This window comes from Paracoccus sulfuroxidans, assembly GCF_007830335.1.
Taxonomy (GTDB): Bacteria; Pseudomonadota; Alphaproteobacteria; order Rhodobacterales; family Rhodobacteraceae; genus Paracoccus; species Paracoccus sulfuroxidans.
This window is the reverse complement of record NZ_VLKU01000008.1, coordinates 43,840-70,141: the sequence shown is the minus strand read 5'-3', so window position 1 is coordinate 70,141 and position 26,302 is coordinate 43,840. Positions and strand designations below refer to the sequence as shown.

The following is a 26,302-nucleotide window of genomic DNA, read 5'->3' as shown; positions in this document are numbered from 1 at the left end:
CATCAGGCAGACGCAACCTCTTGTGCAATTGCCACCATCTTGCAACCATGGGTGCACCTCGCCCGCCCTGACCGGAGAAGAACTTGGGTCTGAACCCGACGCCCCCCGCGACCGCTGCTCCCGGCGAAACGCTGCTGGAATTCCCTGACAACAGGCTGTTGATCGATCTCTGCGGCCCGCATGACCGCCACCTCGCCCGAATCGAGGAGGCGCTGTCGGTGCATATCCTGCGCCGCGGCAACCTTCTGTCGGTCGTCGGCGCCCCCGACGCGCAGGCTGAGGCCGCGCAGATCCTGCGCGGGCTTTACGCCCGGCTGGAGCAGGGCCGTCCGGTTGAGATGGCCGAGGTCGAGGCCGGTCTGCGCATGGGGACCGAGGTTGCCAATGACGCGCCAAGCCCTGCCGAACAGCTTGAGATGTTCCAGCAGGGCCCGATCGAGCTGCGCACCCGGAAGAAAACCGTCGAGCCGCGCACCGAGGCGCAGAAAGACTACGTCCGCAGCCTTTTCGCCAATGAGCTTGCCTTCGGCATCGGCCCGGCCGGCACCGGCAAGACCTATCTGGCGGTCGCGACCGGCGTCACCATGCTGATCGGCGGCCATGTCGACAAGATCATCCTGTCGCGCCCCGCCGTCGAGGCGGGCGAGCGTTTGGGCTTCCTGCCCGGCGACATGAAGGAAAAAGTCGACCCCTATATGCAGCCGCTTTACGATGCGCTGAACGATTTCCTGCCCTCGAAGCAGATGCAGAAGCTGATGGAGGAAAAGCGCATCGAAATCGCGCCGCTGGCCTTCATGCGCGGGCGCACGCTGACCAACGCCTTCGTCGTTCTGGACGAGGCGCAGAACGCCACCACCATGCAGATGAAGATGTTCCTGACCCGTCTGGGCGAGGGCTCGCGCATGGTCATCACCGGCGACCGCACCCAGATCGACCTGCCGCGCGGCGTGCATTCCGGTCTGGTCGATGCCGAGCGGATCCTGAAGGATATCAAGGGGATCAGCTTCAGCTATTTCACTGCCAAGGACGTCGTGCGTCACACGCTGGTGGCCCGCATCATCGAGGCCTATGACGCCGAGGATGCCGCCGCGCTGGCGCGGGGCGAGGCTCCGGACGACCGGGGCCAGCGCGTCCCACGCCGCACGCCCCGGGAAAACGGCGAGGGGCGCAACAATGACTGAGGTGATCAGCCCCGCCGAAATCGTCGATATCGTCATCGAGGATGATCGCTGGCTGGATGCCGGACTTGTCACGCTGGCCGAGCGTGCCGCCCGCGCCGTGGGCGAATGGCTGGACCTTCACGACTTCCAGATCGTCGTCATGGGCTGCGATGACGCCCGGATCTCGGAGTTGAATGAGGAATTCCGGGGCAAGCCCCGCCCGACCAACGTCCTTTCCTGGCCTGCGATCGAGTTCGACGCCCGCGCGCCCGGCGTTCCTCCGTCACTGCCGGATGTGGACGAGCTGGGCGATATTGCGATATCCTATGACACCAGCAAGCGCGAAGCGGATGCCCAGAAAAAGCCTTTCGCCGATCACGTGACCCATCTTCTGGTGCATGCGACCCTGCATCTTGCGGGCTATGATCACGTCGATGATCTGGACGCCGAAACCATGGAAGATGCCGAGCGTTCCATCCTTGGCAAGCTTGGCATTCCCGACCCCTATCTGGAACATGAGCTATGAACAAAGACCGAAGTCCTGACACGTCCGTTTCCGCCGACCCCGCCAGCTGGGCCGATGGGGTGGCAGGGGATGGACGCGACCTTCCGCAATCGCGGGGCCTGCTGGAGCGCATTTTCGGCGCATTCGGCGGGGGCGATTCGGATGAGGCGGGCAATTCCGCTCAGGACGACGACATAGCCCCACAGCATAAGCTGGGGATGATCAACCTCAGCCGTTTGCGCGTCGATGACGTGGCGGTTCCCAAGGCCGAGATCGTCGCCACCTCGGTCGAGACCGAGCTGTCGGAACTGGTCGAACTTTTCAACGAACACGGGTTTTCCCGCATTCCCGTCTATCGCGGCAGCCTCGACACCCCTCTGGGCCTGATCCTTCTGAAGGACCTCGCGCTGAAATACGGCTTCGGGGTCGACACGCCCACCGAGTTTGCGCTGCGCCCGATGCTGCGCCCCTTGCTTTACGTGCCGCCCTCGATGCCGATTGGCGTGCTGCTGCAGCAGATGCAGCAAAAGCGCATCCATATGGCCATGGTCATCGACGAATATGGCGGGGTCGACGGGTTGGTGACCATCGAGGACCTGATCGAACAGGTCATCGGCCAGATCGAAGACGAGCATGACGAGGTCGGCAACGACATGTGGGTCAGCGAAGCGCCGGGCCAATGGCTGGTGCAGGCGCGCGCCCCTCTGGTCGAGGTCGAGGCCGCGACCGGCCAACGCCTTGCCACCGATGAGGAAGAGGATGAGATCGACACTCTGGGCGGTCTTCTCTTCATGCTAACCGGTCGCGTGCCGGTGTTGGGCGAGGTCATCACCCATCAGAGCGGCGTCAAGTTCGAGGTCGTCGACGCGGACTCGCGCCGGATCAATCTGGTCCGGATGCGTTTCCCCGAAGCGCAGGGCAAAGGGGCCGAATAGGGCCCCTTCATCTTCCTCCGAATATGGCGTGTAGCGGGCCTAAAGCGCCGCGAAGGCCTTCGCATGCGCGATGTGGCTTCCCGCCGCCAGACCCGGACCAAGCGCCATCAGATGCGGCCCGGCATAGGGCGAGGCCAGATCCGCCGGGGCAAAACCGAAGCGGTTGTAATAGCTGGGGTCGCCCAAAACGACGATGGTATGGTCCGGGATCGCCTCCAGCGCTGCCCTGACCAGCGCCGCGCCAATGCCCAACCCATGCAGGGCCGGATGCACCGCCACGGGGGCCAGTGCCAGCGCAGGCCCCTCGGCCTTTAGCGGCGACAGTGCCACATGCCCGACGACGGTGCCCGCTGCATCTGCGACCAGTGACAGCGCCAGATCGCCATCTTCACGCAGCAGATCGACCAGCTTCGCCTCATCCTGACCGCCGAAGGCCGCCGTCAGAAGTGCGGCAATCCCGGCACGATCCTGCTTCACCTCGGGCCGGATCCGGGGCACGACGCTTTCGCGGTGCAGATCACGGGCGATCCCGGCGCTTTCCTTCCCCCAGCGGCTGGCGGCATTGCGCGCCTGATGGGCCGCGAAGGCGTCCTCATCGGTGAATAACTCGTCCAGCTGCCAGACCAGCGGATCGTCCTCCTGCCGCAGATCGAAGCGCACGCAGCCCGGCTCGGCACGCGACAGCGCGACATGCTCGGGCAGAAGCTCCATCGCCAGCAGCATCTGGCCCATGTCCTGACAGATCAGCTGACCGCTGACATGGATCAGGGGCCGGGGCAGCTCGACCGGTTTGCCGCCGGTGATGATCGGGGCGGCGTGATGATCGTGGTGATGTCCGCAGGCGCAGCTCATGATGTCTTCCGTTCGTGCTAGGCGGGTCCAGCCTTTCACAGCTTGGCCGCCGCTGAAAGAGCCCCAAAATGCTGACCCCGGAAAAAGGAAACGGGGACGCGCCCAATGGCCGCATCCCCGCTTGTATCGTGTCCAGCCTATGTGGGGCAGGTCATTCCCACTCGATCGTGCCCGGCGGCTTCGAGGTGATATCATAGGTCACCCGGTTGATGCCTTTGACTTCATTGATGATCCGCGTGGCGGTTTCGCCCAGGAACTCGTGCGAATAGGGATAGTAATCTGCCGTCATGCCATCGACCGAGGTCACCGCCCGCAGCGCGCAGGCATAGTCGTAGGTCCGGCCATCGCCCATGACGCCCACGGTCTTCACCGGCAGAATGGCGACAAAGGCCTGCCAGATCTCGTCATAAAGCCCGTGCTTGCGGATCTGGTCGATATAGACCGCATCAGCCTTGCGCAGGATGTCCAGCTTTTCGCGGGTGATCTCGCCCGGGCAGCGGATCGCCAGACCCGGTCCGGGGAAGGGATGGCGACCGATGAACTGCTCGGGCAGGCCAAGCTCGCGGCCCAGAGCGCGAACCTCATCCTTGAAAAGCTCACGCAGCGGCTCGACCAGCTTCAGCCCCATTTTTTCGGGCAGGCCGCCGACATTGTGGTGCGACTTGATCGTGACCGAAGGCCCGCCGCTGAACGAGACCGACTCGATCACGTCAGGATAAAGCGTGCCTTGGGCGAGGAATTCAGCGCCCTCGATTTCGTTGGCGTATTTCTGGAAGACGTCGATGAACAGCTTGCCGATGGTCTTGCGCTTGACCTCGGGGTCCGAGACGCCTTCAAGCGCGTTCAGGAACAGGTCCGATTCATTGGCATGGATCAGCGGGATGTTGAAGTTGTCGCGGAACATGCTGACGACTTCATCGGCCTCATTCAGGCGCATCAGGCCGTGATCGACGAAGACGCAGGTCAGCTGGTCGCCGATCGCCTCATGGATCAGCACGGCTGCAACCGAGCTGTCGACGCCGCCCGAAAGACCGCAGATCACGCGCTTGTTGCCGACCTGCTCGCGGATCTTGCGGATCGCCTCATCCTTGTAGCTGGCCATGGTCCAGTCGCCGGTGAAGCCTGCCATGCGAACGAAGTTCTCCAGCAGGCGGCGGCCGTTCGGCGTGTGATGCACCTCGGGGTGGAATTGCACGCCGTAAAAGCCCCGCGCCTCATCGGCGATCATCGCAAAAGGCGCGTTGGGGCTGGTGCCGATGACAGTAAAGCCGGGTGCGAGCGCGGTGACGCGGTCGCCATGGCTCATCCAGACTTCCTCGCGCCCATCGGTGAAGATGCCCGCAAAAATACCGTCGTCCTGATGCCCGTCTGCTGGCGTGACAAATGCGCGCCCATATTCCGCATGGTGACCGGCTTCGACCTTGCCGCCCAGCTGCTCCATCATGAGCTGCTGGCCATAGCAGATCCCGAAGACGGGCAGGTTCATCTGGAACAGAAGCTGCGGCACACGGGGAGAGCTCTCCTCGGTCACCGATGCAGGGCTGCCCGACAGGATGATCGCCTGCGGCGCAAAATCCTTGAGGAATGCGTCATCCACCACATTGAACGGATGGATTTCGCAATAGACGTTCAACTCACGAAGGCGGCGCGCGATGAGCTGCGTCACCTGAGAACCGAAATCGACGATAAGAAGGCGCTGGTGCTGTGTCATGGCAAGGCTTTAAGCTGGCTCAGATGGCTCTGCAAGGGGTGAGGGTTGTTCCGGATGCGCTGTCGAATGGGTATTTGAACAACAGAGAAGATCATCAGCCTGTCAGTCGAGGGCGAGGTCCGGAACTCTTCTTCGTTGCCTAAATACCCATTCTTCTTTTTGCAGTCAGCGCCAGAGTTGCGCCAAGGTTTCTGTAGGATCGTCGGCCGCCCAGATCTCTGGACCCAAAGCGATGAAATCAGTGACCGGGGTCACCGAGGCGATCAGCGCCGGCGTCAGCGCGCCTTCGGCAATGACCGGGACCTCGATCATTTCGGACCACCATGAGAACAACTCAAGCTCGGCAACCTCGCCATGGCCCAGCGTCGACTGGCCGCAGGGACCGAAACTGACGTAATCCGCACCGGCCTCAGCGGCATTGATGCCCTCGTGGCGCGAGTTGCCGCAATAGGCGCCGATGATTGCATCCGCACCCAGATCCTTGCGCAGGTCGCGGACCTTGCGCGAGCCTTTGGTCAGATGGACGCCGTCAAGGCCATGGCGCAGTGCCAGCTGGACGTGATCCTCGATCACCACAGCGACGTCGCGGGCATGGGCGATGTCGCGGATCTGATCCGCCTGCCGACCCAGGGCGTCCTCGTCGCCAGCGCCCGGCAGTCTCAGGCAGGCCACGGGAAACCTGTCCAGGATATCGGCCAGAAGCGGCGCGAAGGTCACGGTGGAGGCTCCGACGGGGGTGATCAGATAGAGTTGCGGGGCGTTCTGCTGATCCGACATGACATTTTTCCTTCGCTTTGCCCGCTGATAGCGCAGCGCGCGGAACCTTGCCAGTGGCAGTTGCAAGGGGTAAGGCCGCGCGGATGGAACCCGCGATCATCCTTGTCCGCCCCCAGATGGGCCAGAACATCGGCGCGGCCGCCCGCGCCATGCTGAATTTCGGCCTGACGGATATGCGGCTTGTCGCACCTCGCGATGGCTGGCCCAACCCCAATGCGGTTGCCATGGCCTCGGGTGCGGCCGGGCAGGTCCTGGATCGTGCGCGCGTCTTTCCCACGCTGGCCGAGGCGATGGCCGACATCGACTACGCATATGCCACGACCGCGCGCGGGCGCGAGTTGACGAAACCCGTGCTGACGCCGGCAACCGCCATGTCAGACGCGCGGGCGCGCGTCGCAGACGGCGGCCGGGTCGCCATCATCTTCGGGCCCGAGCGGGCGGGGCTTGAGAACGATGACGTCGCCCGGGCGAATGCGATCATCACCGTTCCCGTGAACCCCGATTTCCCTTCACTGAACCTCGCGCAGGCCGTGCTGCTCTCAGGCTATGAATGGGCACGCGAGACTCTGCCGCTCGAACCCGCCCCGCATGGCCGCCGCCCGGATGGCGAGGCGCCCGCCACCCGTATCGAGATCGAGAAGCTGGCCGATCACTGGGAGGAGCGGCTGACTGACGCCGGTTTCTTCTTCCCGGCCGAGAAGGCCTCATCGATGAAGCTGACGCTGCGCAATCTCTGGGCGCGCCTACCGTTGACCCGGGCCGACACGCGCATCTTCCACGGCATGTTGCGCCAGCTGATTCGCCGCGATTGATATTTGTACCGGTCCGCGCGAAGGTCGCGGCCGATCGGAAAGGAAGCCAGATGGCCAAGCGACCTGTCTTTCAGGATGTCACCGAAAACTCTCCTGCACCTGCGGCGCCGACCGGCGGCATGATCGATGCGGGGCATCGCGGTGCCCGTGGGGCGATCCGCGTCTGGCTGGTCGTGCTGTTTGTGCTGGTGGCGGCAATGATCGCGCTTGGCGGGGCGACGCGGCTAACGGGCTCGGGCCTGTCGATCACCGAGTGGAAGCCCGTGACCGGCGCCATCCCCCCGATGAACGCCGCCGCATGGCAGGCCGAATTCGACAAGTACCAGCAGATCCCGCAGTTCCGTCTGGTCAATCCCGAGATGGCGCTTTCCGAGTTCAAGACGATCTATCTTTGGGAGTGGTCGCACCGCCTGTTGGGCCGCCTGATCGGCATGGTCTGGGCGCTTGGCTTCCTGTTTTTCTGGCTGACCCGTCGCCTGCCCACAGGCTGGGTGCCGAGGCTGCTGCTGCTGGGCGGCTTGGGCGGTGCGCAGGGCGCCATCGGTTGGTGGATGGTGCATTCGGGCCTGTCGGGAGAGATGGTTCGCGTGGCCTCCTACCGGCTGGCAACTCATCTGGGCCTGGCCTTTGCCATTCTGGGCCTGATCGCCTGGTATGTGATGTCGCTCGCGCGGACCGAGGCACAGATGATGCGCGCCCGCCGCGCCGGAGAGCCGAAGCTTTTTTCGATGACCACCGGGCTTATGCATCTGACCTTCCTGCAGATCCTGCTGGGCGCGCTGGTCGCCGGGATCGATGCGGGACGCCAGTTTCCTGGCTGGCCGACGATGGGCGGCTACTGGATCCCCGACACGATCTGGGATCCGGCGCTCGGCTGGCGCAATTTCTTCGAAAACCCCGCGCTTGTGCAGTTCATCCACCGCATGTGCGGCTATCTGGTGGCGATCTTCGCCGTGGTGGTCTGGCGTCGTTCGCGCCGTTCGCCGCATCCGGTGACGCGCGGAGCCTATACCGTGATGCTGGCAGCGGTCGCCGTTCAGGTTCTTCTGGGCGTTATGAACGTCCTGCATCTCTCGCCCCTGCCGCTGGCCCTTGCGCATCAGGTCGGTGCTGTCGCACTCTTTACCCTGATCCTGCGCGCGCGCCACAACGCCCGCTATCCTTATGAAACCTCGGTCAGGGGGACTGTCAGATGACGGCATTTGAATCGCTTCTCGCGTTCCAGCGTCAGACCGAGGCGTTGTCCTCGATCGCCGAGCGGCTGGGCTGGGATCAGGAAACCGTCATGCCGCGCGGCGCGACCGAGCAGCGCGCCGAAGAGATGGCCGCGATCGAGGGCGTGCTGCACGAGCGACGGACCGACCCCCGCATCTCTGAATGGTTGGACCGGGCCGAGGCGCGGGACGAAAAAGAGCAGCGTATTCTTGAGTTGATCGGGCGTGAGCATCGCCGCGCGGCGCGTGTGCCTGCCCGCCTTGCCACCGAACTTGCGCGCCAGACCTCGCTCTCGCAGGGGATCTGGGCCGAGGCGCGGGCGAATGACGCGCCGGACGATTTCATGCCGGTGCTGAACGACGTCCTCATGCTCAAGCGTGAAGAGGCGGCCGCGCTGGCCGACGGCGGCGATCTCTATGACGCGCTTCTGGAAGATTATGAGCCGGGCGCTACGCAGGCCGAGATCGCGGCGCTTTTCGATGCCATGCGGCCACGGCTTGTCGCCCTGCGTGAAGATGTGCTGGGCGCGGACCACCAGCCGCAGGCGCTGAGCGGCCATTTCGCGCAGGAGACTCAGCTTCGCCTCGCCCGGACCTGTGCCACCGCCTTTGGCTATGACTGGTCGCGGGGGCGGATGGATCTGGCGGTTCATCCGTTCAGCTCGGGCCGCTGGCAGGACAGCCGGATCACCACGCGTGTGGTCGAGACCGACCCGTTCAACTGCCTCTATTCGACGATCCATGAGGTCGGTCATTCCAGTTATGAGCTGGGGATCGATGACGACTATGCCTTTACGCCGCTGGGACGCGGTGTCTCGATGGGCGTGCACGAAAGCCAGAGCCGGATCTATGAGAACCAGATCGGCCGGGGTCGCGCGCTGACGTCCTGGCTCTATCAGCGCATGAACGACGCGTTCGGGGGCCTCTCGATTGCCGATGCCGATGCTTTCTACGGGACGGTCAACAAGGTCACGCCGGGCTTCATCCGGACCGAAGCCGATGAGGTGCAGTACAATCTGCATATCATGCTGCGCTTTGATCTGGAACGTCAGCTGATCTCCGGCCGTCTCGATACAGAGGATCTGGTCGAGGCCTGGAATGCCCGCTTCCTCAATGATTTCGGCGTCGCGGTCGATCGTCCGGCGAATGGCGTCTTGCAGGACGTGCATTGGGCGGTGGGACTTTTCGGCTATTTTCCGACCTATGCGCTTGGCAATGTCTACGCTGGCTGCCTGAACGCGGCGATGCGTGGCGACTTGCCGGACCTCGATGCCTCGCTGACCAAAGGCGCAGCTGACCCGGCCGTCGAATGGCTGCGCGAGAACGTCCAGCGGCATGGCGGCCTTTACGCCCCACGCCAGCTGATCGAACTCGCGATTGGCGGAGAGGTCAGCGAGGAGCCGCTTCTGAACTACCTTGAGACGAAGTTTGGTGAGATCTATCGTCTCTGATCGGGATTTGGGTATTTAGACAACGAAGAAGCCTTCTCTGTTGTTCAAATACCCATCTTTCGCGGCCTCAGACGCAAGCGGATGCCGCTCCGGCTACGCAGGGTCAGGCGCATGATGGGTTCGGGCGGTTTGATACCCGGTTCGATCTGATAGGCGCTGATGATGGTGGCGAGGATCAACGGCCCTTCGATCATCGCAAAACCGGCGCCCGGGCAGGCGCGCGAACCGGCCGAGAATGGAATATAGGCCGTGCTGGCGCAGGCTTTGCCATTTTCGGTTTCCCAGCGGCCAGGGTCGAAGATGTCGGGATTGTCCCAAAGACGCTCATGCCGGTGAATGTGCCAGGGAGAGAGGACAAGCTGGGTGCCCTTTGGGGCGCGGCGGTCTCGCAGCGTTTCGTTCTTGCCGCATTGACGGACCGTCATCGCGACGGGAGGATAAAGCCGCATGGCTTCGCGAAAGACGGCGCGTGCTGTTTCCAGTCGACGGACGCAGGCGAATTCGGGGCGGAGTTCGCTTTGGGCTTCGCGCGCGACGCGCTCTTGCCACTCGGGGCACGTTGAGAGGAGATAGAGCGCCCAGGCGAGGGCCGAGGCGCTAGTTTCATGACCGGCCAAGAAGAAGGTCGCCACCTCGTCGATCAGTTCGGCATCCGAGAAGGTCTGGCCGGTTTGCGGGTCCGGGGTGCGCATGATCTTGGAGGCAAGGTCATCTGGAGCCGTGCCCTCGGCGAGCGCCTTGCGCCTTTCGGTCAGGAGCGTGCGGATCAGGCCGCGGATGCGGGTGGCCGTGCGGCGCGTCTTGCGCGAGTGCAGGCGCAGCCAGCGGGGCAGGGGCAGGAGCGCCCCCAGATTGACCATCGGCTGGGCGTCCTGATGTTCGCCGAAGGCTGCGAAGACGCGGGCGGCGGTGTCATCCTCGATGGGCAGAGAGAAGAGCGTGCGGAAAATCACATCGGCGGCGATATGGCTGGTCTGGGGCTCGACATCGATCTCGGAGCCATCCGCCAGAGGGGCGAGGCGCGCAACGCCTGCCATGGCGGCCTCCCAGATGGCGGGGAAGCTTTCGCGCAGACGGCCGCCCTCGAACGCGGGGTCGATGATGCGGCGCTGGCGTCGCCAGGTCTCTCCGTTCGAGATGAAGACGGAATTGCCCAGCAGCGGTTCAAGCCCTGCCGCCATGCGGGGGGATTTCGGGAAATCCATCGGCCGCTTGCGCAGGATCAGGTCGACCAACTCGGGATCGTTGCAGACGAAGGAATGGATGAAGGGGCCGCGGAACTCGGCCATCCACGCGCGGTAGAGCCGGTCGGATTGCGCCGACAGGATGTCACGGCGGAAGTCGCGCAGAAAGCGCCAGACAGAGCCCTTGCCCTGCCGCGATGGTGGTTTCGGCGGGATCACGTCGCGACCCAGCGGTTGACCGGGTGGGCGATGCGCCCGGGCGAGTGGTGTCGTCCGGCGAAGCGCTGTCCAAGCGTTTGCGGGCCTGCGGTGATGGCGAAATAGTCGTAGTCCTCGGGCAGATCGAAGGCGCAAAGATATTGGAAATGCAGCCGGAACCAGCGGAAGCGCAGCTTTTTCTGCCGGGCGGCAGAGAGCGTCCGGCTGAAGGCAGCGGAGAGGACCAGCGGACCCTGACGGTCGGGCGGCTCGATTCCGGTCACGGCCACCGGATCGCAAAGCCCGAAGGAGCAGGCGTCGCCGGGGGCCGACACATCGATCCAGGTGACCTCGGGCGAGGCCGAGAGGTCGCGCAGATCGGCGCGCAGGCGGTTCGCTCGGGGCAGGAAGGAGGCCATCGGCACCACATGGCCCAGCGTCAGCAGGGAGAGGTGCGGGCCATTTTGTGGGGCCTCTTCCGCCCGGATCAGATCGGCCAGCACCGAGACCGCAAGATAGGCCCCCGAGGAGTGGCCGACGACCAGCACCTCATCCAGATCGGTGCTCAGCACCTGCGCGATGCGCTGGCGGAACTGGGCAAGCCGCTCCTCCAGCGCCGCCGGATAGGCACCGCCAAGCTGGGCGGTGAAGGCGTAATCATGCATCAGGTAATAGGCGAAGATATGGCCGTCGAGGCGCTGCCATAGCAGCAGCCCCCGCCAGCAGATCAGAAGCGTCAGCGGCAGGCCCAGCCACCAGCCAAAGCCCGTCAGCTCGCCAGCCGCGCAGCCGAGCAGAAGCCCAAGCGCCAGCGAGATCGCCAGTTCTGCCAGCAGCACGACCACCGGGTAAAGCGCGGCAATGACAGGCCCTCGCCGCAGCTGTGCCAGCCGAAACAGCGCACCCGAGCCGATATAGGTCCATGCGGTGCGGATCAGCTGCCCATAGGTCGCGGCAATCGACTGGCCCATTGAGCGCTGCACAATGTCGGCCCAGGTTAGCACCTCATATTCGGTCTGGGTCGCCTGGCCATCGAAGTCGCCATTGACCGCCCAGCCAAAGCCCGAGCGGTCGGCGCGAGCCCCGAAGCTTAGCCGATAGCCCGCGATCTCCGCCTGCTCGGCCCCTTCGCGGCGATACAGCTCGCGGTAGCGGCGGGGTGGGATCGGATCATACCCCGGGATGTAGAGAACGCGACGACGAAAAGGGCGGGGCATTGGTTACCGGCGTTGTTTCGGCGTAGCATAGGCAATCGCGGCCCCTCGGCAAGTCAGGCCAGCCCCCATTTCCGCTCAAGCGCTTCGATAGCCGCGATCCTTGCCTTGGTGGGCGGATGCGACAGAAGCCAGGCGGGGGCGTTGGCGCGGCCGCCGGTCAGCGCCTCCAGCTTGCGAAACAGGCTCTTCTGCGGCTCGGTGCCAAGGCCCGCCTTGACCATCAGGGCGCTGGCGAAGGCGTCGGCCTCAAATTCGTCCTGACGTGAGAGGCGGGCAGCCACGGCGCTTGCCACCAGATTGGCGATCCACGCGCCGATGCCGGGGATGAAGCGGCCCAGAACGCCTGCCAGAACCATGCGCACCACATTCTGACCGGCGAAATCGACCAGCCGCCGTCGGGTATGGCCGCTGGCGACATGCCCCAGTTCATGCGCGATGACAGAGGCCAGCTCGGCCTCGGTGACCTCGCCCTTGTCCAGCCGGTCCAGAAACCCGCGCGTCAGGAAGATGCGCCCATCCGGTGCCGCCAGCCCGTTCACCGGCGCGATCTCATAGACATGGGCGCGCACGGGCGGCAGGTCCATGGCCTTGCCCAGCCGTTCCAGCATTGGAACCAGCCTTGGATGTGTCAGGGGGGAGGATTTCGCGTTCAGCTCGGCCTTGAGCCGCCAATAGGAGAAGAACCACATGGCGGTGGCGTAAAGGATGATCAGCAGGATCGGCGTGAACTTCAGCATCTGATCTATATGGCGGTTTCAGGCCGCCCATACCAGATCAGCCAAGCAGCCGCATCGCTTCTGTCAGGCCTTCCAGCGTCAGGGGCGCCATGCGGTCGTCGAAGATCTCGCGGATCATCGAGATCGAGCGGGTGTATTGCCAATGATCCTGAGGCACCGGGTTCAGCCAGACGTTGTCGGGCCAAGTCTCGCGCAGGCGGCGCAGCCACAGCTCGCCCGGCTCGGGGTTCCAGTGCTCATTGGCGCCGCCCGGAACGGCGATCTCATAGGGTGACATCGAGGCATCGCCCACGAAGATCGCCTTATAGTCGCGACCGAAGCGGTTCATCACCTCCCATGTCGGGATGGTCTCGGTCCAGCGGCGGTTATTGTCTTTCCACAACGCCTCATAGACGCAGTTGTGGAAATAGAAATGCTCGAAATGCTTGAATTCGGCGCGCGCGGCCGAGAAGAGTTCATCCACCCGCCGGGTGTGATCGTCCATCGAGCCGCCGACGTCCAGAAACAGCAGCACCTTCACCGCATTGCGCCGCTCGGGCCGGGTCTGCACGTCGATATAGCCATGCTCGGCGCTGGCGCGGATGGTGCCGGGCAGGTCCAGCTCATCGGCCGCGCCATGGCGCGCCCATTCGCGCAGCCGCTTCAGCGCGACCTTGATGTTGCGCGTGCCGAGTTCGACGGAATCGTCGAAATCGCGGAATTCGCGCTTGTCCCAGACCTTCACCGCGCGGCGGTGGCGGCTTTCGTGCTGGCCGATGCGCACGCCTTCGGGGTTGTAACCATAAGCGCCGAAGGGCGAGGTTCCGGCGGTGCCGATCCATTTGTTGCCGCCCTGATGGCGGCCCTGCTGTTCGGCCAGACGCTCGCGAAGGCGCTTCATCAGCTCTTCAAAGCTGCCGGGGCCTTCGATGGCCGCGCGCTCTTCCGGGGTCAGCAGCTTCTCGGCCAGCTTCTCCAGCCATTCGCGCGGGATCGAGACCTCATTGATCAGCGCCTCGACCGGGATCTCATCGAGGCCCGAGAAGCTTTCGGCGAAGGCCCGGTCGAACCGGTCGATATGCGCCTCATCCTTGACCAGCGTGATGCGCGCCAGATGATAGAACCCCTCGGGCGTCCAGTCGGACAGCCCGGCCTTCAGGCCCGCCAGCAGGTCAAGATATTCCCGCAGGCTGGCCGGAACTCCGTGGCGGCGCAGGCTGTCAAGGAAAGGGCGGAACATCAGGGCACCCTAATCACATCGAGCGCGCCAGAATGACGGTCACGATAAGCCCCACCACGGTGAAGGCCAGCGCGTGGGCCAGGGCATATTGCAGCTTGTCGGCACGGTTCCCGCCCAGCTTTGAGGCGCGGAACCAGCCAATCGCTGCACCAAGAATGAATGCGGCAAGAATGATCATGCTCAGGCAATTACCCCCAAGCATCGCCCCTGTCGAGAGGGCCGGGCATTCGCACGCCCGCGAAGGGACGTCGGGGCGTTCCTGACGTCCCGCCCCTTGAACGGCGGGTTTCCGCGCGTTAACTTGATTGCAACTTGTAATCGGAGGGCGTGCATCATGGCGCCCAAGCGTCCCGCGGGTGCGGACGCGTTCCCGAGAAGAACGGTCGAGCCTTTCGTCACCCGCCCGGCCGAGGAAGGGCAGCTTTACGCCGCTCTTGACCTTGGAACCAACAGCTGCCGGATGCTGATCGCCCGTCCTGTGGGCAATCAGTTTCAGGTGGTCGACAGCTTCTCGAAGCCCGTCCAACTGGGGCACGGGCTCGAGGCTTCTGGCAGGCTTTCGCGCTCATCCATGGCGCGGACGGTCCATGCCCTGCAGGTGTGCCGGCGCAAGCTGGAAACGCACGCGGTCTCGCATATGCGTCTGGTCGCGACGGAAGCTTGCAGGCGCGCGCATAACAGCCGCGATTTCATGCGGATGATCCGGCGCGAAACCGGCTTGCCCATCGAGATCATCGACGCCGAGGAAGAGGCGCGGCTGGCCGTGATCTCTTGCGCGCCGCTGGTCAGTCACCGGACCGAACAGCTGCTGATCGTCGACATCGGCGGCGGCTCGACCGAGCTTGTCTGGGTCGATCTGGAAGATGTCGAACCGACTGAGCGGCCGCGCGCGATCATGCGGCTGGGCGACGGTTTCGCGAATGCGCTGCCCGGCAGCGCCCGCGTCGTCGACTGGATCAGCGTGCCGCTGGGTGTGGCGACGCTGCGCGACCTTTTCGAGGATGTCGAGGATGATCAGGGCCGTTTCGCCCTGATGTCCTGGCATTTCGAAGAGATGCTGTCGGGCTTCACGCCTTACGTCCACGCCTCCAGCATGGCCGAGGGCTTCCAGATCATCGGCACCTCGGGGACGGTGACGACGGTGGCGGCCAGCCATCTGGGGCTGCGGCGCTATGACCGCAACAAGGTCGACGGGCTGACGATGACGACGGCGCAGATCGACCGGGTGATCCGCGACTATCTGGCGCTTGGCCCCGAGGGGCGGCGCACCGACCCGCGCATCGGGCGCGAGCGGCATGCGCTGATCATGTCGGGCGCGGCAATTCTTCAGACGCTCATGCGTGTCTGGCCCACGACGCGACTTTCCGTTGCGGATCGTGGCCTGCGCGAGGGGCTTTTGTATTCACAGATGGTCAAGGACGGCGTACTGGCTCCGGACGGGCTGAACGGAGTGGCATGAGATGACGGACGACAAGAAGCCGGGGCGCACCCGCAAAAGCTCGGGGCGGGGGCAGCGCGATCTGCGCGTGCGCGTCAAGACGGCCAAGGGGCGCAAGCTCTCCAGCACGCTATGGCTGGAGAGGCAACTGAACGACCCCTATGTCGCCCGGGCGCGGCGCGAGGGTTATCGCGGGCGTGCCGCCTTCAAGATCCTCGAACTCGACGACAAGTACCGCTTTCTGGTGCCGGGGGCGCGGGTGGTCGATCTTGGCTGCGCGCCGGGCGGCTGGTGTCAGGTCGCGGTCGAGCGCGTGAATGCTCTGGGCGAGAAATCCGGCAAGCGCGTCGGTCGCGTGCTGGGGGTCGACCTGCAAGAGGTCGAGCCGATCGCCGGGGCCGAGATCCATCAGCTGGATTTTCTGGCCGATGGCGCGGATGATCAGGTCAAGACCTGGCTGGGCGGTCGCGCCGATGTGGTGATGTCGGACATGGCGGCGGCCTCCTCGGGGCATAAAGGCACGGACCATTTGCGCATCGTCGCGCTGGTCGAGGCGGCGGCGCAGTTCGCCTTCGACGTGCTGGAGCCGGGCGGCACCTTCGTCGCCAAGGTACTGGCAGGCGGGGCCGAGACCGAGATGCAGGCCATGCTGAAGCGCAACTTCACCAAGGTCGCGAACGTTAAGCCGCCCGCCAGCCGCTCGGATTCCTCCGAAAAATTCGTGGTGGCGCAGGGTTTCCGGGGTGAGGCTGTTGACGAGGCGGATGACGAAGATCAGAACGACTGATCGCCGATCTTGCGCTGATCTGTTCTAGATCAGTGGCTTAAGCTGAAGTTCTTATTTCAATTCTAGATCCATTCGCGCCACGTCCCGCTGACCGCGCGAAAGGCCTCGGGCGTGCGGCCGGTCGCATCAGCGAAGGCGCGCATGAAATGTCCGACGCTGGTATAGCCCAGCTCCTGCGCGATCTGGGTGATGGGGGTGCGGGTGGCGCGGAGCGCGGTGACGGCCCGCTCCATCCGTAGCTCATAGGTCAGCTGCAGCGCTGAACGCCCCCTTGTCTGGCGGCAGGCGTTGTCGAGCGTCGCCAGCGAGCAGCCTAGCATCGCCGCCAGTTCCGACATGGTGCGCCCGCTTGCCAGATTCTGCGCGGCAAGGGTCAGGAAACGCTCGGTCAGCGGGCGTGAGTGGATCAGGCTGCCGACGGTATCCGCCACTCCGGGCAGGTGGCGGGTCAGGCGGCCTAGCGCGAAGGAAATCAGCTCGAACTGGCAAAGCATTGCGATGCGGGCGGGCTTGTCCTTGGGCGTGCCACCCGCCAGCGCGCGGAAGGCCGGGCCCAGCATCTGCCGGTCGGCGTCCTGCGGGATGCCGCTGCGGAACTCCTGCGGCAGGGGCATCTGCATGCCAGCGGTCAGCCGATGCGGGATCAGCAGGACCTGCCCGCGCAGTTGCGCATCCGGACGCATTGAGAAGGCGGTGCCGGAGGGCACGAAAGCCAGCGTTTCGCCGATGTGCCGCGACTGCTGGCGCGGAAAGTCGATCTGCAGCACGCCCTCTTGCAGATGCAGCAGCACATGATCGCCGCGCAGGCGCGGCTGGGGCAGGGCGCCGATGCCCCGCTCTCGTCCGCCCCAGTGAAATGCGGCCAGCGGCATGACCCGCAGCCCGTCGCCGGGCGGCGGAACGGGCACGAAATCATGGCGAAGGGGGCGCAGCGAGGTGATGGCGGGCGGCGTCAGGCGCAGGCTCTCTGGCAGGTCGGCTGCCTCGCGTGGGTCGCGCTCTGACGGCTCCAGAATCGCGCCGAGGTTCACGCCTGCATCGCGCAAACGCGCCTGCTGCCCGTCACCTGCGTCCGAAGGTGGCGGGGCCTTACCGTGCAGGTTTCGAACAGCCTCGTTCATCAGGGCTCTTTCGGCGAATCTTCGCCTAAAGATTAGCCCGGACTCCCGCCCCTAGGGAATGGTCGATTCCATTTTTTTGCTTACAAACAGTGAATTACTTAAGGTAATGCCACCGGCGACCATTCGCGCATGCGGCCTCGGAACCAGATCCGCTGCGATTTCGCATATTGCCGCGTGGCGATGATCGAGCGTTCGATTGCATCCTCGCGCGACATCTCTCCCTTAAGATGTGCGATCAGTTCGGCGGCGCCGATGGCGCGCGCCCATTGGCGGCGCGGGTCCCAGTCGGAAAGCCGCGCGCGGGCCTCTTCCAGCGCCGAGGCCGCCATCATCGCATGGAAGCGGGTGGCGATTCTATCGGCCAGCCAGTCGCGGTCGGCGTTCAGCACAAGACATTCCGCATTTTCGGGCGCGATCAGGGGCGGCGGGGTTTCGGCCTGCCACTCGGCCAGTCCTCGTCCGGTGGCGCGCAGGACCTCCCATGCGCGCTGGACCCTCGCCGGGTTCAGAAGGTCGATCCCCGAGGCCGTGCGCGGGTCCAGCCCGGCGATCATCCGCGCCAGCCCGTCAGGCTGGGCGGCCAGCAGATCGGCCTCGGTCCGGATTTCGGGCGCGACGGGGGGGATGACGGCCAGCCCGCGCGTCAGTGACGTCAGGTAAAGTCCGGTGCCGCCGGTGATGATCAGCCGACCGGGCAGGGCTGCGACCTCGGCCAGCCAGTCGCCCACCGAATAGCTGCGCTCGGGCCCGACATGACCGTAAAGCGCATGCGGGGCCAGCGCCTCATCCTCAACCGAGGGGCGCGCGGTCAGCACGCGCCAGCAAGACCAGACCTGCAGGGCATCGGCATTGACGATGGTGCCGCCCTGCTCCTGCGAAATTGCCAGCGCCAGGGCCGATTTTCCGCTGGCCGTCGGGCCGGCGATCAGCACATGCCGGTCGGGGTCTAGGCGCGCGATCAGCTTTTGGGTGGCGGACATGTCACGGTATCGGCATCATGGTTGAACAAGCGCCCTGTTTGCGACATTTTGCGCGCCAATGTAACCGCCCGCGAAAGGTAAGCCATGACGGACCAACCCAACTCTTCCTCCAGTTATTCGCGGGTGATGCTGAAAATCTCGGGTGAGGCGCTTATGGGCGATCAGGGCTACGGCCTGCACCCGCCGACCGTGGCGCGCATCGCCCAAGAGGTGAAGTCCGTCCATGACATGGGCGTCGAGATCTGCATGGTCATCGGCGGCGGCAATATCTTCCGGGGGTTGCAGGGCAGCGCGCAGGGGATGGAGCGGGCGACCGCCGACTATATGGGCATGCTGGCAACCGTGATGAACGCGCTTGGCATGCAGGCCGCGCTGGAGGCCCTTGGCATCCATTGCCGCGTGATCAGCGCGATCCGCATGGATGAGGTGGCCGAGCCCTATATCCGCCGCCGCGCCGTGCGCCACCTTGAGAAAAAGCGCGTCATCATCTTTGCCGCAGGCACCGGCAACCCGTATTTCACCACCGATACCGCCGCGACCCTGCGTGCGAACGAGATGAACTGCGAGGCGATCTTCAAGGGCACCAAGGTCGACGGCGTCTATGACAAGGACCCGAAGAAATTCCCCGATGCGAAGCGCTATGAGGATGTGACTTATGACGAGGTGCTGCAGAAGCATCTGGGCGTCATGGATGCCTCGGCCATTGCGCTGGCACGCGACAATGACCTGCCGATCATCGTCTTCTCGCTGGATGAGCCGGGCGGTTTCCGGGGGATTCTCTCGGGCCGGGGCACATATACGCGAGTGCATGGCTAAAACCCCGCATATCCTTTGCCTTGAGAGCAGGGCTCGGGTAGAAACGCTTCAAATACACAACATAGAGGCCATGAGCGAGCATGTCCGACGACATTGAAATCGACACTGACGATCTTGAACGGCGCATGAAGGGGGCGATGGATTCGCTGCGACACGAATTCGCCTCTCTCCGGACGGGCCGCGCATCCGCCAGCATGGTCGAGCCGATCATGGTCGAAGCTTACGGCTCTCCCACGCCGATCAACCAGATCGGCACGGTGAACGTGCCCGAGCCGCGCATGGTCACCATCAACGTCTGGGACAAGGCGCTGGTCGGCAAGGCCGAGAAGGCGATCCGCGAATCGGGGCTGGGCATCAACCCGCAGACGAACGGCACCATCATCATGCTGCCGATCCCGGAACTGAACGAAGAGCGTCGCCGCGAACTCACCAAGGTCGCTGCGCAATATGCCGAAAGCGCCCGCGTCGCGATCCGCAACGTGCGCCGCGACGGCATGGACCAGATCAAGAAGGCCAAGACCGGCGGCGGCATGTCGGAAGACGACCAGAAGTTCTGGGAAAGCGCCGTTCAGGACCTGACCGACAAGATGATTTCGCACGTGGACCAGGCGCTTGAGAGCAAGCAGGCCGAGATCATGCAGGTCTGATGAATGGCAGAAAGTGCAGCGAATCTGTTCGGTTTCGCGGGCCAGGAAACGCGCCCCCGTCATGTCGCCATCATCATGGATGGCAACGGCCGATGGGCCGTCAACAAAGGCTGGCCGCGGCTGGTCGGCCATCGTCGCGGCGCTGAAAGGGTCAAGCAGATCGTCCGGGCCTGCCCGGATCTGGGTGTGAACTGGCTGACGGTCTATGCCTTCTCGACCGAGAACTGGAAGCGCTCGACCGAAGAGGTGCTGGGCCTGATGGGCATCTTTGCCCGCTATATCGAGCGTGAGGCCGATGGCCTTTCCGCCGAAGGGGTGCGCCTGCGCTTCATCGGCGGGCGCGAGAAGCTTACCGCCAAGCTGCGCCGCCTGATGGAGGGCATCGAGACGCGCACGGCCATGAACACGCGGCTGAACCTGACCGTCGCCATCAACTATGGTGGCCGGGATGAGATCGTCCGCGCCTCGCGCCTGCTGGCCGAGCGGGTGGTGAAGGGCGAAGTGGCCGCGCCGCCGACCGAGGCGGATTTCGTGCAATGTCTGGACACCGCAGGCCATCCCGATCCGGATCTGGTGATCCGCACCTCGGGTGAGACGCGGACCTCGAATTTCCTGCCGTTTCAGGCCGCCTATTCGGAATATGAGTTCACCCAGACCCTGTGGCCGGACTTCACCCCCGAACATCTGGCCGAGATTCTGGATCGTTTCGGTCTGCGCGACCGGCGTTTCGGCGGCGCATGACGGGCGACGGCCACTCAGCGCAGAAGCGGGCTGCGGGCTCGGTCAAATGGGCGGATCTGGGCCGAAGGTTCGGCTCGGCTGTCGTGCTGGTGATTCTGGCGACGATTCTGATCCTGTCCTCGGGGCTGTGGCTGCGCTTCGGCATTTCCATCGTCGCGGGGCTGCTGATGTGGGAGCTGGCGCGGCTGACCGGCTGGCGTCACCCTGAATATCACAGCCCCCGCCACCCCGAGCTGATCGGGTTTCTGGGCGGGCTGACCGCGCTTGCGATGCTGACCCTGCCGGGCGACTGGCCAATGGCCTTGGTTCTGGTGCCGGTTCTGGCCGGTCTGCCGGGCACCAACCGACACGAGCGTGTGGCCTATGTCGCCTTCACCATCGCCATGTTGGTCGCCCCCTATGCTTTCGTCGTCATTCACGAGGTGATGGGCCTGCCCACGATCCTCTGGATCGTCGGCACGGTGATCCTGTCGGATGTGCTGGGCTATTTCGTAGGGCGCCGTCTGGGCGGCCCGCGTTTCTGGCCGGCCATCAGCCCGAAAAAGACCTGGAGCGGTACGATTGCCGGTTGGGTTGGGGCGGTTCTTCTGGCGCTGGCCCTCTGGGCCACGGGCCTTGCGGGCTGGGGCGTGCTGATCGCAGGGCCACTGCTGGCCGTCGCGGGTCAGTTCGGCGATATTGCGGAAAGCTGGCTGAAGCGCCGGGTCGACGTCAAGGACAGCTCGAACCTGATCCCCGGCCACGGCGGCGTCATGGACCGTTTCGACGCCATGTCGGGGGCGCTGCTGGCCGCCTTGATCATGATGATCGCGGGCCTGTTGCCGGTGATCGGAGGCTAGAGAATGCGCACCGTTTCTGTCTTTGGCGCGACCGGTTCGGTCGGTGAAAGCGCGTTCGATCTGTTGATCCGGGCCGGTGGCCCCGCGACCTATCGCACGGTCGCCTTGACCGGGGGCCGCAACATCCGCCGTCTGGCCGAGATGGCGAAGGCGCTGCGGGCCGAGATCGCCGTCACCGCCCATGCAGAGCTGCTGCCCGACCTGCGCGAGGCGCTGGCGGGAACCGGGACCGAGGTTGCCGCCGGGGCCGAGGCCATCGCCGAGGCGGCCGAGCGTCCGGCCGACTGGAACCTTTCCGCCATCGTGGGCGCGGCAGGGCTGCCGCCCGGGCTGCGCGTGCTGCGTCGGGGCGGCATGCTGGCGCTCGCCAACAAGGAAACGCTGGTCGCGGCGGGCCCGCTTGTGCGCCGCACGGCGCGCGAAGGGCAGGCGACGATCCTGCCCGTGGATTCCGAACATTCCGCCATTTTCCAATGCCTTATTGAGGCTGATCTCGAAACTGTCGAGCGTGTGACCATCACCGCTTCGGGCGGGGCATTCCGTGACTGGCCGTTGGAGCGGCTGGCCCGCGCCACCGTGGCCGAGGCCTCGTGCCATCCGAACTGGGACATGGGTCAGCGGATCACCATCGACAGCGCCTCGATGTTCAATAAAGCTCTTGAAGTCATTGAGGCGCATGAGCTTTTCGGGATCGGCCTGGATCGCCTGAAGGTCGTGGTGCATCCTCAATCGATCATCCACGCCATGGTCACGCATCGCGACGGCGCGACGATTGCGCATCTGGGGCCGCCCGACATGCGCCATGCCATCGGATTCGCGCTGAACTGGCCATCACGCGCGGCCTTGCCGGTGGCGAAGCTGGACCTCGCCAGCATTGGCAGCCTGACCTTCGCCGAGCCCGATGAGACGCGCTGGCCCGCGCTGCGTCTGGCCCGCGAGGTCATCGCGGCGGGCGGGGCGGCGGGCGCGGTCTTCAACGCCGCCAAGGAGCAGGCGCTGGATGATTTCATCGCCGGGCGCATCCGCTTCCCCGATATGGCGGCGGCGGTCGAGCATGCGCTTTCGGTCGCGGCGGGTCAGCCGGGCTTTGCCCAAAGCCCCGAGAGCCTTGAGGATGTGCTGGCCTGGGACGCGTTGGCCCGAATGAATGCGGCGGAATGGAAAGGAGCGGCCTGATGGAGATGCTGGCAAATCTGGGCGGTCTGCTCTGGACGGTTGCGGCCTTTCTGGTGGCGCTGTCGATCATCGTCGCCGTGCATGAATACGGCCATTACATCATCGGTCGCCTGTCGGGCATCAAGGCCGAGGTGTTTTCGCTGGGCTTCGGGCCGCGCATCTTCTCGCGCCGCGACCGGCGCGGCACGCTGTGGCAGGTCGCGCTGCTGCCTCTGGGCGGCTATGTCCGCTTTCTGGGCGACGGCAATGCCGCAAGCGCAGGGGCCGGGGAAGAGGTCGATCCCGCGCTGCGCAGGCAGACGCTGTCCGGCGCGCCGCTTTGGGCGCGGTTTGCGACGGTGGCGGCGGGTCCGGTTTTCAACTTCATTCTTTCGATCCTCGTCTTCGGCGCCATCCTGATCTGGCAGGGCGTGCCGGTCGACCGGCTGGAGATCGGGCGCATCTCCGCCATGCCGCCGCAGGTCGTCAACGAATTGCGCGAGGGCGATGAGATCCTGGCCATCGGCGGCCAGCCGGTCACGACCTACCGGGAACTGGGCGAGGTCGCCGACAAGCTCGAGGCCTCGGCCCAGCAGCAATGGACCGTGCGCCGCGACGGGCAGGAGGTCACGCTGACCGGGCCCGAGCCGATGCCGCCCATGGTCAGCGGCGTCGCGCCGCGCAGCCCGGCGCTTGCGGCGGGGCTGAAGGGCGGCGACGTGATCGAGGCCATCGACGGTCGCCCCGTGACGCGCTTTGCCGATCTGCGCTCCGCCGTTGACGCGGCACAAGGACGCCCGGTCCTGCTGACCATCTGGCGCGAGGGCGAGGGCAGCGCCGATTATGCGCTGGTCCCGCGCGAACAGGACCTGCCGACCGAGAACGGGTTCGAAAAGCGCTGGCTGATCGGCGTGACTGGCGGCAGTTTCTTTGACCCTGCAACCCGCCCGGCCGGTGTGGGCGAGGCGCTTGGTGCAGGCGTCCAGCAGACCTGGGGCGTCATCAGCTCTTCGGTCAGTGGGATTTGGGCGATGGTCACCGGGCAGATCGGCTCGTGCAATCTGGGCGGGGCCATTTCCATCGCCGAGACGACGGGGCAGGCGGCTGCGGCGGGCGGCGCGAATTTCCTGTGGTGGATCGCGGTCCTCTCGGCCGCCATCGGTTTTCTGAACCTGCTGCCGATCCCGGTTCTGGACGGCGGGCACCTGATGTTTTTCACCTATGAGGCGATTTTCCGGCGTCCCGCCTCGGAACGGGTGATGAACCTGCTCAGCATGCTGGGCCTTGCTATGGTGCTGTCACTGATGATTTTCGGTCTCTCGAACGATCTTTTCTGCCCATGACGGCCCTTCTGTTTTGACACTGCCGCCGCGTTCGCTGTATCCATCCAAGCAAACCCGGCGGGATGAATCTGCCGGGACTTCACAAGTTCTGAGGGGCGGCCATGAAGGACCGGAAACTGGGCAAGGGCGCGTTGGCGCTGATTTCAGCGCTGGCGGTGGCAACACCCGTTGGCTTCGTGGCAACCTCGGCTTCGGCCTTCGTGTTCAATAACGTCCGGATCGAGGGCAATCAGCGGATCGAGCCCGAGACGATCCTGTCCTATCTGAACCTGCCGCGCGGCAGCAACGTCTCGGCAGGTCAGCTGAACGACGCCATGCAGCGGCTGCAAAATTCCGGCCTGTTCGAAACGGTCGAGGTCGCGCCGCAGGGCGGCACGCTGGTCGTGCGCGTGGCCGAATATCCGACCATCAACTCGGTCGTGTTCGAGGGCAATCGCCGCGTCAAGGACGAGCAGGCCTCCGAGATCGTGCAGTCGCGCGCGAACCGCGTCTTCTCGCCCGCGCAGGCCGAGGCGGACGCCGCCGCGCTGTCGCAGGTCTATGCCTCGCAAGGGCGTCTGGCCGCCCGCGTCGACCCGCGCGTCATCCGCCGTCCCGGCAATCGCGTCGATCTAGTCTTCGAGGTCCGCGAGGGCAAGGCGACCGAGATCGAGCGTATCGGTTTCGTCGGCAACCGCGCCTTTTCGGATCGCCGTCTGCGCAACGTGCTCGACTCGAAACAGGCGGGCCTTCTGCGCCAGTTCATCCGCCGCGACACCTTCGCGCCCGAGCGGATCGCCGTCGACGAAAAGCTGCTGACCGATTTCTATCGCGCGAATGGCTATGCCGATTTCAAGGTGCAGACCATCGCCCCCGAGGTCGCGCAACAGCGTGACGCCTTCTACATCACCTTCCAGGTGCAGGAAGGCCCGCGCTTCAAATTCGGCAATGTGACCACCATCAGCGAGATCCCGGGCGTCGACGCGACCGAGTTCCAGCAGCAGAACCGCGTCCGCCGTGGCGAGATCTACAACCCCACGATCATCGACACCTCGATCCGCCGGATGGAGGCGCTGGCGCTGCGCAAGGGTCTGGACTTCGTCTCGATCGAGCCGCGCATCACCCGCAACATGCGCGACCAGACGCTGGACCTGACCTTCGCCCTGACCCGCGGTCAGCGTGTCTTCGTCGAGCGTATCGACATCGAAGGCAACACGACCACGCTGGATGAGGTGATCCGGCGTCAGTTCTCGACCGTCGAAGGCGACCCCTTCAACCCGCGCGAGATCCGTAACGCCGCCGAGCGTCTGCGCGCGCTTGGCTATTTCGCCGATGTGCAGGCCGAAAGCCGTGCGGGCACCACGGGCGAGCAGGTGATCGTCGACGTCAACGTCGAGGAACAGCCGACCGGCTCGCTGAACTTCGGCGTCAGCTATGGCGTGAACGCCGGTGTCGGCTTCAACATGTCGCTGTCGGAAAAGAACTTCCTGGGCCGTGGCCAGCAGGTCGATCTGTCCTTCTCGACCGGCAAGGGCAACCAGCAGTCGGGCCTCACCTTCATCGAGCCCTATCTGTTCGGCCGCGATCTGAAGGGCCGTTTCCAGACCTGGTACAACACCACCGACCGTCTGAACTCGGATTACAACACCCGCAGCATCGGCATCCAGACCGGGCTGGAGTTCCCGGTGTCGGAAAACGGGCGGCTGGAGCTGCGCTACAAGCTGAGCAAAGACACGCTTTATGACGTCGACGGGATTCATGTCGACGATGAGATTGACGAGCTGGTCGGCTCGTCGCCGATCCTCGTGGCCGAGCAGGGCGGGTATTTCACCTCCGCTTTGGGGTATACCTATACCTACGACAGCCGGATCAACGGGCTGGATCCGCTGACCAGCTATCGTCTGCGCTTCAGCCAGGATTTCGCCGGGCTGGGTGGCGACGTCGACTCGATCACCTCGTCGCTTTACGCGGGGATCGAAAGCAACGCCTGGCGCAAGGAGGTCACCTTCCTCGCCGAATTCGAGGCTGGTGCGGTTCACATGCTGAACGATCAGAACAGCCGTTTCCTTGATCGCTTCAGCGGCAACGGCAAGATCCGTGGCTTCGATTCGAACGGCTATGGTCCGCGTGACCGCAACGCGCCGAACGAGGACGCGCTTGGCGGCAACTACTTCTGGGCGCTTCGGACCGAGATGCAGTTCCCCATCGGCCTGCCCGAGGAATATGGCGTTAAGGGCGGCCTTTTTGCCGATGCCGGTTCGGTCTGGGGGCTGGACAACAAGATTGGCCAACCAGGGCCCTACGGTGACGGTGCCAACGGTGAGATCGTCGACGACAGGATGCATGTGCGTGCGGCGGTCGGGGCATCGCTCTTCTGGACGACGCCGATCGGTCCGCTGCGCTTCAACTTCTCGAAGGCGGTCGTCAAGGAAGACTATGACGAAGAGCAGAACTTCGACCTGACCATCTCGACCAAGTTCTGAT

General features: G+C 64.7%; 25 protein-coding genes. 15 read left to right on the top strand and 10 right to left on the bottom strand.

From position 1 onward, the window contains the following. Nucleotides 1-83: 83 nt before the first annotated feature. The 3 genes from IQ24_RS13410 to IQ24_RS13400 are packed head-to-tail and all read left to right on the top strand — an operon-like array spanning nucleotide 84 to nucleotide 2,600. Nucleotides 84-1,181, top strand: a complete 1,098-nt coding sequence (locus IQ24_RS13410; RefSeq protein WP_145398639.1) for a PhoH family protein — start codon at nucleotides 84-86, stop codon at nucleotides 1,179-1,181. Further along, a complete protein-coding gene (gene ybeY, locus IQ24_RS13405; protein WP_145398637.1) occupies nucleotides 1,174-1,686 on the top strand; it encodes an rRNA maturation RNase YbeY in 513 nt (170 codons plus the stop codon). Before IQ24_RS13410 ends, ybeY begins: the two co-directional genes overlap by 8 nt. After that, nucleotides 1,683-2,600 (top strand): hemolysin family protein, encoded by a 918-nt coding sequence (locus IQ24_RS13400; RefSeq protein WP_145398635.1) that lies wholly within the window; start codon nucleotides 1,683-1,685, stop codon nucleotides 2,598-2,600. The genes ybeY and IQ24_RS13400 overlap by 4 nt, the downstream gene beginning before the upstream one ends. A gap of 39 nt (nucleotides 2,601-2,639) precedes the next feature. On the opposite strand, the gene IQ24_RS13395 is transcribed toward IQ24_RS13400, so the two are convergent. From IQ24_RS13395 to IQ24_RS13385, 3 genes are all read right to left on the bottom strand, one after another. Then, nucleotides 2,640-3,452 (bottom strand): GNAT family N-acetyltransferase, encoded by an 813-nt coding sequence (locus IQ24_RS13395; protein ID WP_145398633.1) that lies wholly within the window; start codon nucleotides 3,450-3,452, stop codon nucleotides 2,640-2,642. Between the two features lie 151 nt (nucleotides 3,453-3,603). After that, on the bottom strand, nucleotides 3,604-5,163 hold the full coding sequence (guaA, locus tag IQ24_RS13390) for a glutamine-hydrolyzing GMP synthase (protein WP_145398632.1): 1,560 nt from the start codon (nucleotides 5,161-5,163) through the stop codon (nucleotides 3,604-3,606). Nucleotides 5,164-5,328: 165 nt separating this feature from the next. Beyond that, nucleotides 5,329-5,940, bottom strand: coding sequence for a thiamine phosphate synthase (locus IQ24_RS13385; protein WP_145398630.1), 612 nt, complete (start codon nucleotides 5,938-5,940; stop codon nucleotides 5,329-5,331). A gap of 83 nt (nucleotides 5,941-6,023) precedes the next feature. Here IQ24_RS13385 and IQ24_RS13380 point away from each other — a divergent pair, with 83 nt between their 5' ends. From IQ24_RS13380 to IQ24_RS13370, 3 genes are read left to right on the top strand one after another with little or no spacing between them, the layout of a single operon-like run. Next, a complete protein-coding gene (locus IQ24_RS13380) occupies nucleotides 6,024-6,752 on the top strand; it encodes an RNA methyltransferase (protein ID WP_145398628.1) in 729 nt (242 codons plus the stop codon). Between the two features lie 50 nt (nucleotides 6,753-6,802). Further along, nucleotides 6,803-7,948 carry a heme A synthase gene (gene ctaA, locus IQ24_RS13375; protein ID WP_145398626.1) on the top strand — a complete coding sequence of 382 codons (1,146 nt, stop codon included), beginning with the start codon at nucleotides 6,803-6,805 and terminating at the stop codon, nucleotides 7,946-7,948. Further along, entirely contained in the window at nucleotides 7,945-9,417 is a 1,473-nt protein-coding gene (locus IQ24_RS13370; protein ID WP_145398625.1) for a carboxypeptidase M32, read from the top strand. Before ctaA ends, IQ24_RS13370 begins: the two co-directional genes overlap by 4 nt. 44 nt (nucleotides 9,418-9,461) lie before the next feature. Here the strand turns inward: IQ24_RS13370 and IQ24_RS13365 are convergent, their stop codons facing one another. From IQ24_RS13365 to IQ24_RS20270, 5 genes are read right to left on the bottom strand one after another with little or no spacing between them, the layout of a single operon-like run. Then, nucleotides 9,462-10,820, bottom strand: a complete 1,359-nt coding sequence (locus tag IQ24_RS13365) for a cytochrome P450 (protein WP_145398623.1) — start codon at nucleotides 10,818-10,820, stop codon at nucleotides 9,462-9,464. Then, on the bottom strand, nucleotides 10,817-12,016 hold the full coding sequence (locus IQ24_RS13360) for a hypothetical protein (protein ID WP_145398621.1): 1,200 nt from the start codon (nucleotides 12,014-12,016) through the stop codon (nucleotides 10,817-10,819). Before IQ24_RS13360 ends, IQ24_RS13365 begins: the two co-directional genes overlap by 4 nt. A 53-nt stretch (nucleotides 12,017-12,069) precedes the next feature. Next, the gene (locus IQ24_RS13355) at nucleotides 12,070-12,753 is read right to left on the bottom strand and encodes a M48 family metallopeptidase (protein WP_145398619.1); all 684 of its coding nucleotides are present in this window, start codon (nucleotides 12,751-12,753) and stop codon (nucleotides 12,070-12,072) included. 37 nt (nucleotides 12,754-12,790) lie between these two features. Next, nucleotides 12,791-13,972 carry a vWA domain-containing protein gene (locus IQ24_RS13350; RefSeq protein WP_145398617.1) on the bottom strand — a complete coding sequence of 394 codons (1,182 nt, stop codon included), beginning with the start codon at nucleotides 13,970-13,972 and terminating at the stop codon, nucleotides 12,791-12,793. Nucleotides 13,973-13,985: 13 nt separating this feature from the next. Further along, complete coding sequence (locus IQ24_RS20270; RefSeq protein WP_199756577.1) at nucleotides 13,986-14,150, bottom strand: hypothetical protein; 165 nt, start codon at nucleotides 14,148-14,150, stop codon at nucleotides 13,986-13,988. A 156-nt stretch (nucleotides 14,151-14,306) separates the two neighbouring features. Between IQ24_RS20270 and IQ24_RS13345 the strand changes: the two genes are divergently transcribed. After that, complete coding sequence (locus tag IQ24_RS13345; RefSeq protein WP_145398616.1) at nucleotides 14,307-15,431, top strand: Ppx/GppA phosphatase family protein; 1,125 nt, start codon at nucleotides 14,307-14,309, stop codon at nucleotides 15,429-15,431. Nucleotide 15,432: 1 nt separating this feature from the next. Then, on the top strand, nucleotides 15,433-16,197 hold the full coding sequence (locus tag IQ24_RS13340) for an RlmE family RNA methyltransferase (RefSeq protein ID WP_145398614.1): 765 nt from the start codon (nucleotides 15,433-15,435) through the stop codon (nucleotides 16,195-16,197). A 62-nt stretch (nucleotides 16,198-16,259) separates the two neighbouring features. On the opposite strand, the gene IQ24_RS13335 is transcribed toward IQ24_RS13340, so the two are convergent. Together IQ24_RS13335 and miaA are read right to left on the bottom strand one after the other, a co-directional pair. Further along, nucleotides 16,260-17,318, bottom strand: coding sequence for a helix-turn-helix domain-containing protein (locus tag IQ24_RS13335; protein ID WP_145398613.1), 1,059 nt, complete (start codon nucleotides 17,316-17,318; stop codon nucleotides 16,260-16,262). Nucleotides 17,319-17,416: 98 nt separating this feature from the next. After that, nucleotides 17,417-18,298: a tRNA (adenosine(37)-N6)-dimethylallyltransferase MiaA gene (gene miaA, locus IQ24_RS13330; protein ID WP_145398611.1), complete on the bottom strand. Its 882-nt coding sequence runs from the start codon at nucleotides 18,296-18,298 to the stop codon at nucleotides 17,417-17,419. 84 nt (nucleotides 18,299-18,382) lie between these two features. On the opposite strand from miaA, the gene pyrH reads away from it, so the two are divergent. From pyrH to bamA, 7 genes are all read left to right on the top strand, one after another. Then, the gene (gene pyrH, locus IQ24_RS13325; RefSeq protein ID WP_145398609.1) at nucleotides 18,383-19,114 is read left to right on the top strand and encodes a UMP kinase; all 732 of its coding nucleotides are present in this window, start codon (nucleotides 18,383-18,385) and stop codon (nucleotides 19,112-19,114) included. Nucleotides 19,115-19,194: 80 nt separating this feature from the next. Beyond that, entirely contained in the window at nucleotides 19,195-19,761 is a 567-nt protein-coding gene (frr, locus tag IQ24_RS13320) for a ribosome recycling factor (RefSeq protein WP_145398607.1), read from the top strand. Between the two features lie 3 nt (nucleotides 19,762-19,764). Beyond that, nucleotides 19,765-20,502: a polyprenyl diphosphate synthase gene (uppS, locus tag IQ24_RS13315; RefSeq protein ID WP_145398605.1), complete on the top strand. Its 738-nt coding sequence runs from the start codon at nucleotides 19,765-19,767 to the stop codon at nucleotides 20,500-20,502. Beyond that, nucleotides 20,499-21,341 carry a phosphatidate cytidylyltransferase gene (locus IQ24_RS20265; protein ID WP_199756576.1) on the top strand — a complete coding sequence of 281 codons (843 nt, stop codon included), beginning with the start codon at nucleotides 20,499-20,501 and terminating at the stop codon, nucleotides 21,339-21,341. The genes uppS and IQ24_RS20265 overlap by 4 nt, the downstream gene beginning before the upstream one ends. Nucleotides 21,342-21,344: 3 nt before the next feature. Next, nucleotides 21,345-22,517: a 1-deoxy-D-xylulose-5-phosphate reductoisomerase gene (dxr, locus tag IQ24_RS20260; protein ID WP_199756575.1), complete on the top strand. Its 1,173-nt coding sequence runs from the start codon at nucleotides 21,345-21,347 to the stop codon at nucleotides 22,515-22,517. Further along, a complete protein-coding gene (rseP, locus tag IQ24_RS13305; RefSeq protein ID WP_145398603.1) occupies nucleotides 22,517-23,839 on the top strand; it encodes an RIP metalloprotease RseP in 1,323 nt (440 codons plus the stop codon). The genes dxr and rseP overlap by 1 nt, the downstream gene beginning before the upstream one ends. A 101-nt stretch (nucleotides 23,840-23,940) precedes the next feature. Beyond that, nucleotides 23,941-26,301 (top strand): outer membrane protein assembly factor BamA, encoded by a 2,361-nt coding sequence (bamA, locus tag IQ24_RS13300; RefSeq protein ID WP_145398601.1) that lies wholly within the window; start codon nucleotides 23,941-23,943, stop codon nucleotides 26,299-26,301. Nucleotide 26,302: the final 1 nt, after the last annotated feature.

Bases quoted from the DNA above. Each gene is read 5' to 3' on its own strand.
- IQ24_RS13400 (WP_145398635.1), top strand. From the start codon at position 1,683: ATGAACAAAGACCGAAGTCCTGACACGTCCGTTTCCGCCGACCCCGCC.
- IQ24_RS20270 (WP_199756577.1), bottom strand. From the start codon at position 14,150: ATGATCATTCTTGCCGCATTCATTCTTGGTGCAGCGATTGGCTGGTTC.
- miaA (WP_145398611.1), bottom strand. From the start codon at position 18,298: ATGTCCGCCACCCAAAAGCTGATCGCGCGCCTAGACCCCGACCGGCAT.
- dxr (WP_199756575.1), top strand. From the start codon at position 21,345: ATGCGCACCGTTTCTGTCTTTGGCGCGACCGGTTCGGTCGGTGAAAGC.
- IQ24_RS13350 (WP_145398617.1), bottom strand. From the start codon at position 13,972: ATGTTCCGCCCTTTCCTTGACAGCCTGCGCCGCCACGGAGTTCCGGCC.
- IQ24_RS13335 (WP_145398613.1), bottom strand. From the start codon at position 17,318: ATGAACGAGGCTGTTCGAAACCTGCACGGTAAGGCCCCGCCACCTTCG.
- IQ24_RS13370 (WP_145398625.1), top strand. From the start codon at position 7,945: ATGACGGCATTTGAATCGCTTCTCGCGTTCCAGCGTCAGACCGAGGCG.
- IQ24_RS13345 (WP_145398616.1), top strand. From the start codon at position 14,307: ATGGCGCCCAAGCGTCCCGCGGGTGCGGACGCGTTCCCGAGAAGAACG.
- IQ24_RS20265 (WP_199756576.1), top strand. From the start codon at position 20,499: ATGACGGGCGACGGCCACTCAGCGCAGAAGCGGGCTGCGGGCTCGGTC.
- pyrH (WP_145398609.1), top strand. From the start codon at position 18,383: ATGACGGACCAACCCAACTCTTCCTCCAGTTATTCGCGGGTGATGCTG.
- IQ24_RS13340 (WP_145398614.1), top strand. From the start codon at position 15,433: ATGACGGACGACAAGAAGCCGGGGCGCACCCGCAAAAGCTCGGGGCGG.
- IQ24_RS13380 (WP_145398628.1), top strand. From the start codon at position 6,024: ATGGAACCCGCGATCATCCTTGTCCGCCCCCAGATGGGCCAGAACATC.
- guaA (WP_145398632.1), bottom strand. From the start codon at position 5,163: ATGACACAGCACCAGCGCCTTCTTATCGTCGATTTCGGTTCTCAGGTG.
- ybeY (WP_145398637.1), top strand. From the start codon at position 1,174: ATGACTGAGGTGATCAGCCCCGCCGAAATCGTCGATATCGTCATCGAG.
- bamA (WP_145398601.1), top strand. From the start codon at position 23,941: ATGAAGGACCGGAAACTGGGCAAGGGCGCGTTGGCGCTGATTTCAGCG.
- IQ24_RS13360 (WP_145398621.1), bottom strand. From the start codon at position 12,016: ATGCCCCGCCCTTTTCGTCGTCGCGTTCTCTACATCCCGGGGTATGAT.
- IQ24_RS13395 (WP_145398633.1), bottom strand. From the start codon at position 3,452: ATGAGCTGCGCCTGCGGACATCACCACGATCATCACGCCGCCCCGATC.
- rseP (WP_145398603.1), top strand. From the start codon at position 22,517: ATGGAGATGCTGGCAAATCTGGGCGGTCTGCTCTGGACGGTTGCGGCC.
- IQ24_RS13385 (WP_145398630.1), bottom strand. From the start codon at position 5,940: ATGTCGGATCAGCAGAACGCCCCGCAACTCTATCTGATCACCCCCGTC.
- uppS (WP_145398605.1), top strand. From the start codon at position 19,765: ATGGCAGAAAGTGCAGCGAATCTGTTCGGTTTCGCGGGCCAGGAAACG.
- ctaA (WP_145398626.1), top strand. From the start codon at position 6,803: ATGGCCAAGCGACCTGTCTTTCAGGATGTCACCGAAAACTCTCCTGCA.
- frr (WP_145398607.1), top strand. From the start codon at position 19,195: ATGTCCGACGACATTGAAATCGACACTGACGATCTTGAACGGCGCATG.
- IQ24_RS13355 (WP_145398619.1), bottom strand. From the start codon at position 12,753: ATGCTGAAGTTCACGCCGATCCTGCTGATCATCCTTTACGCCACCGCC.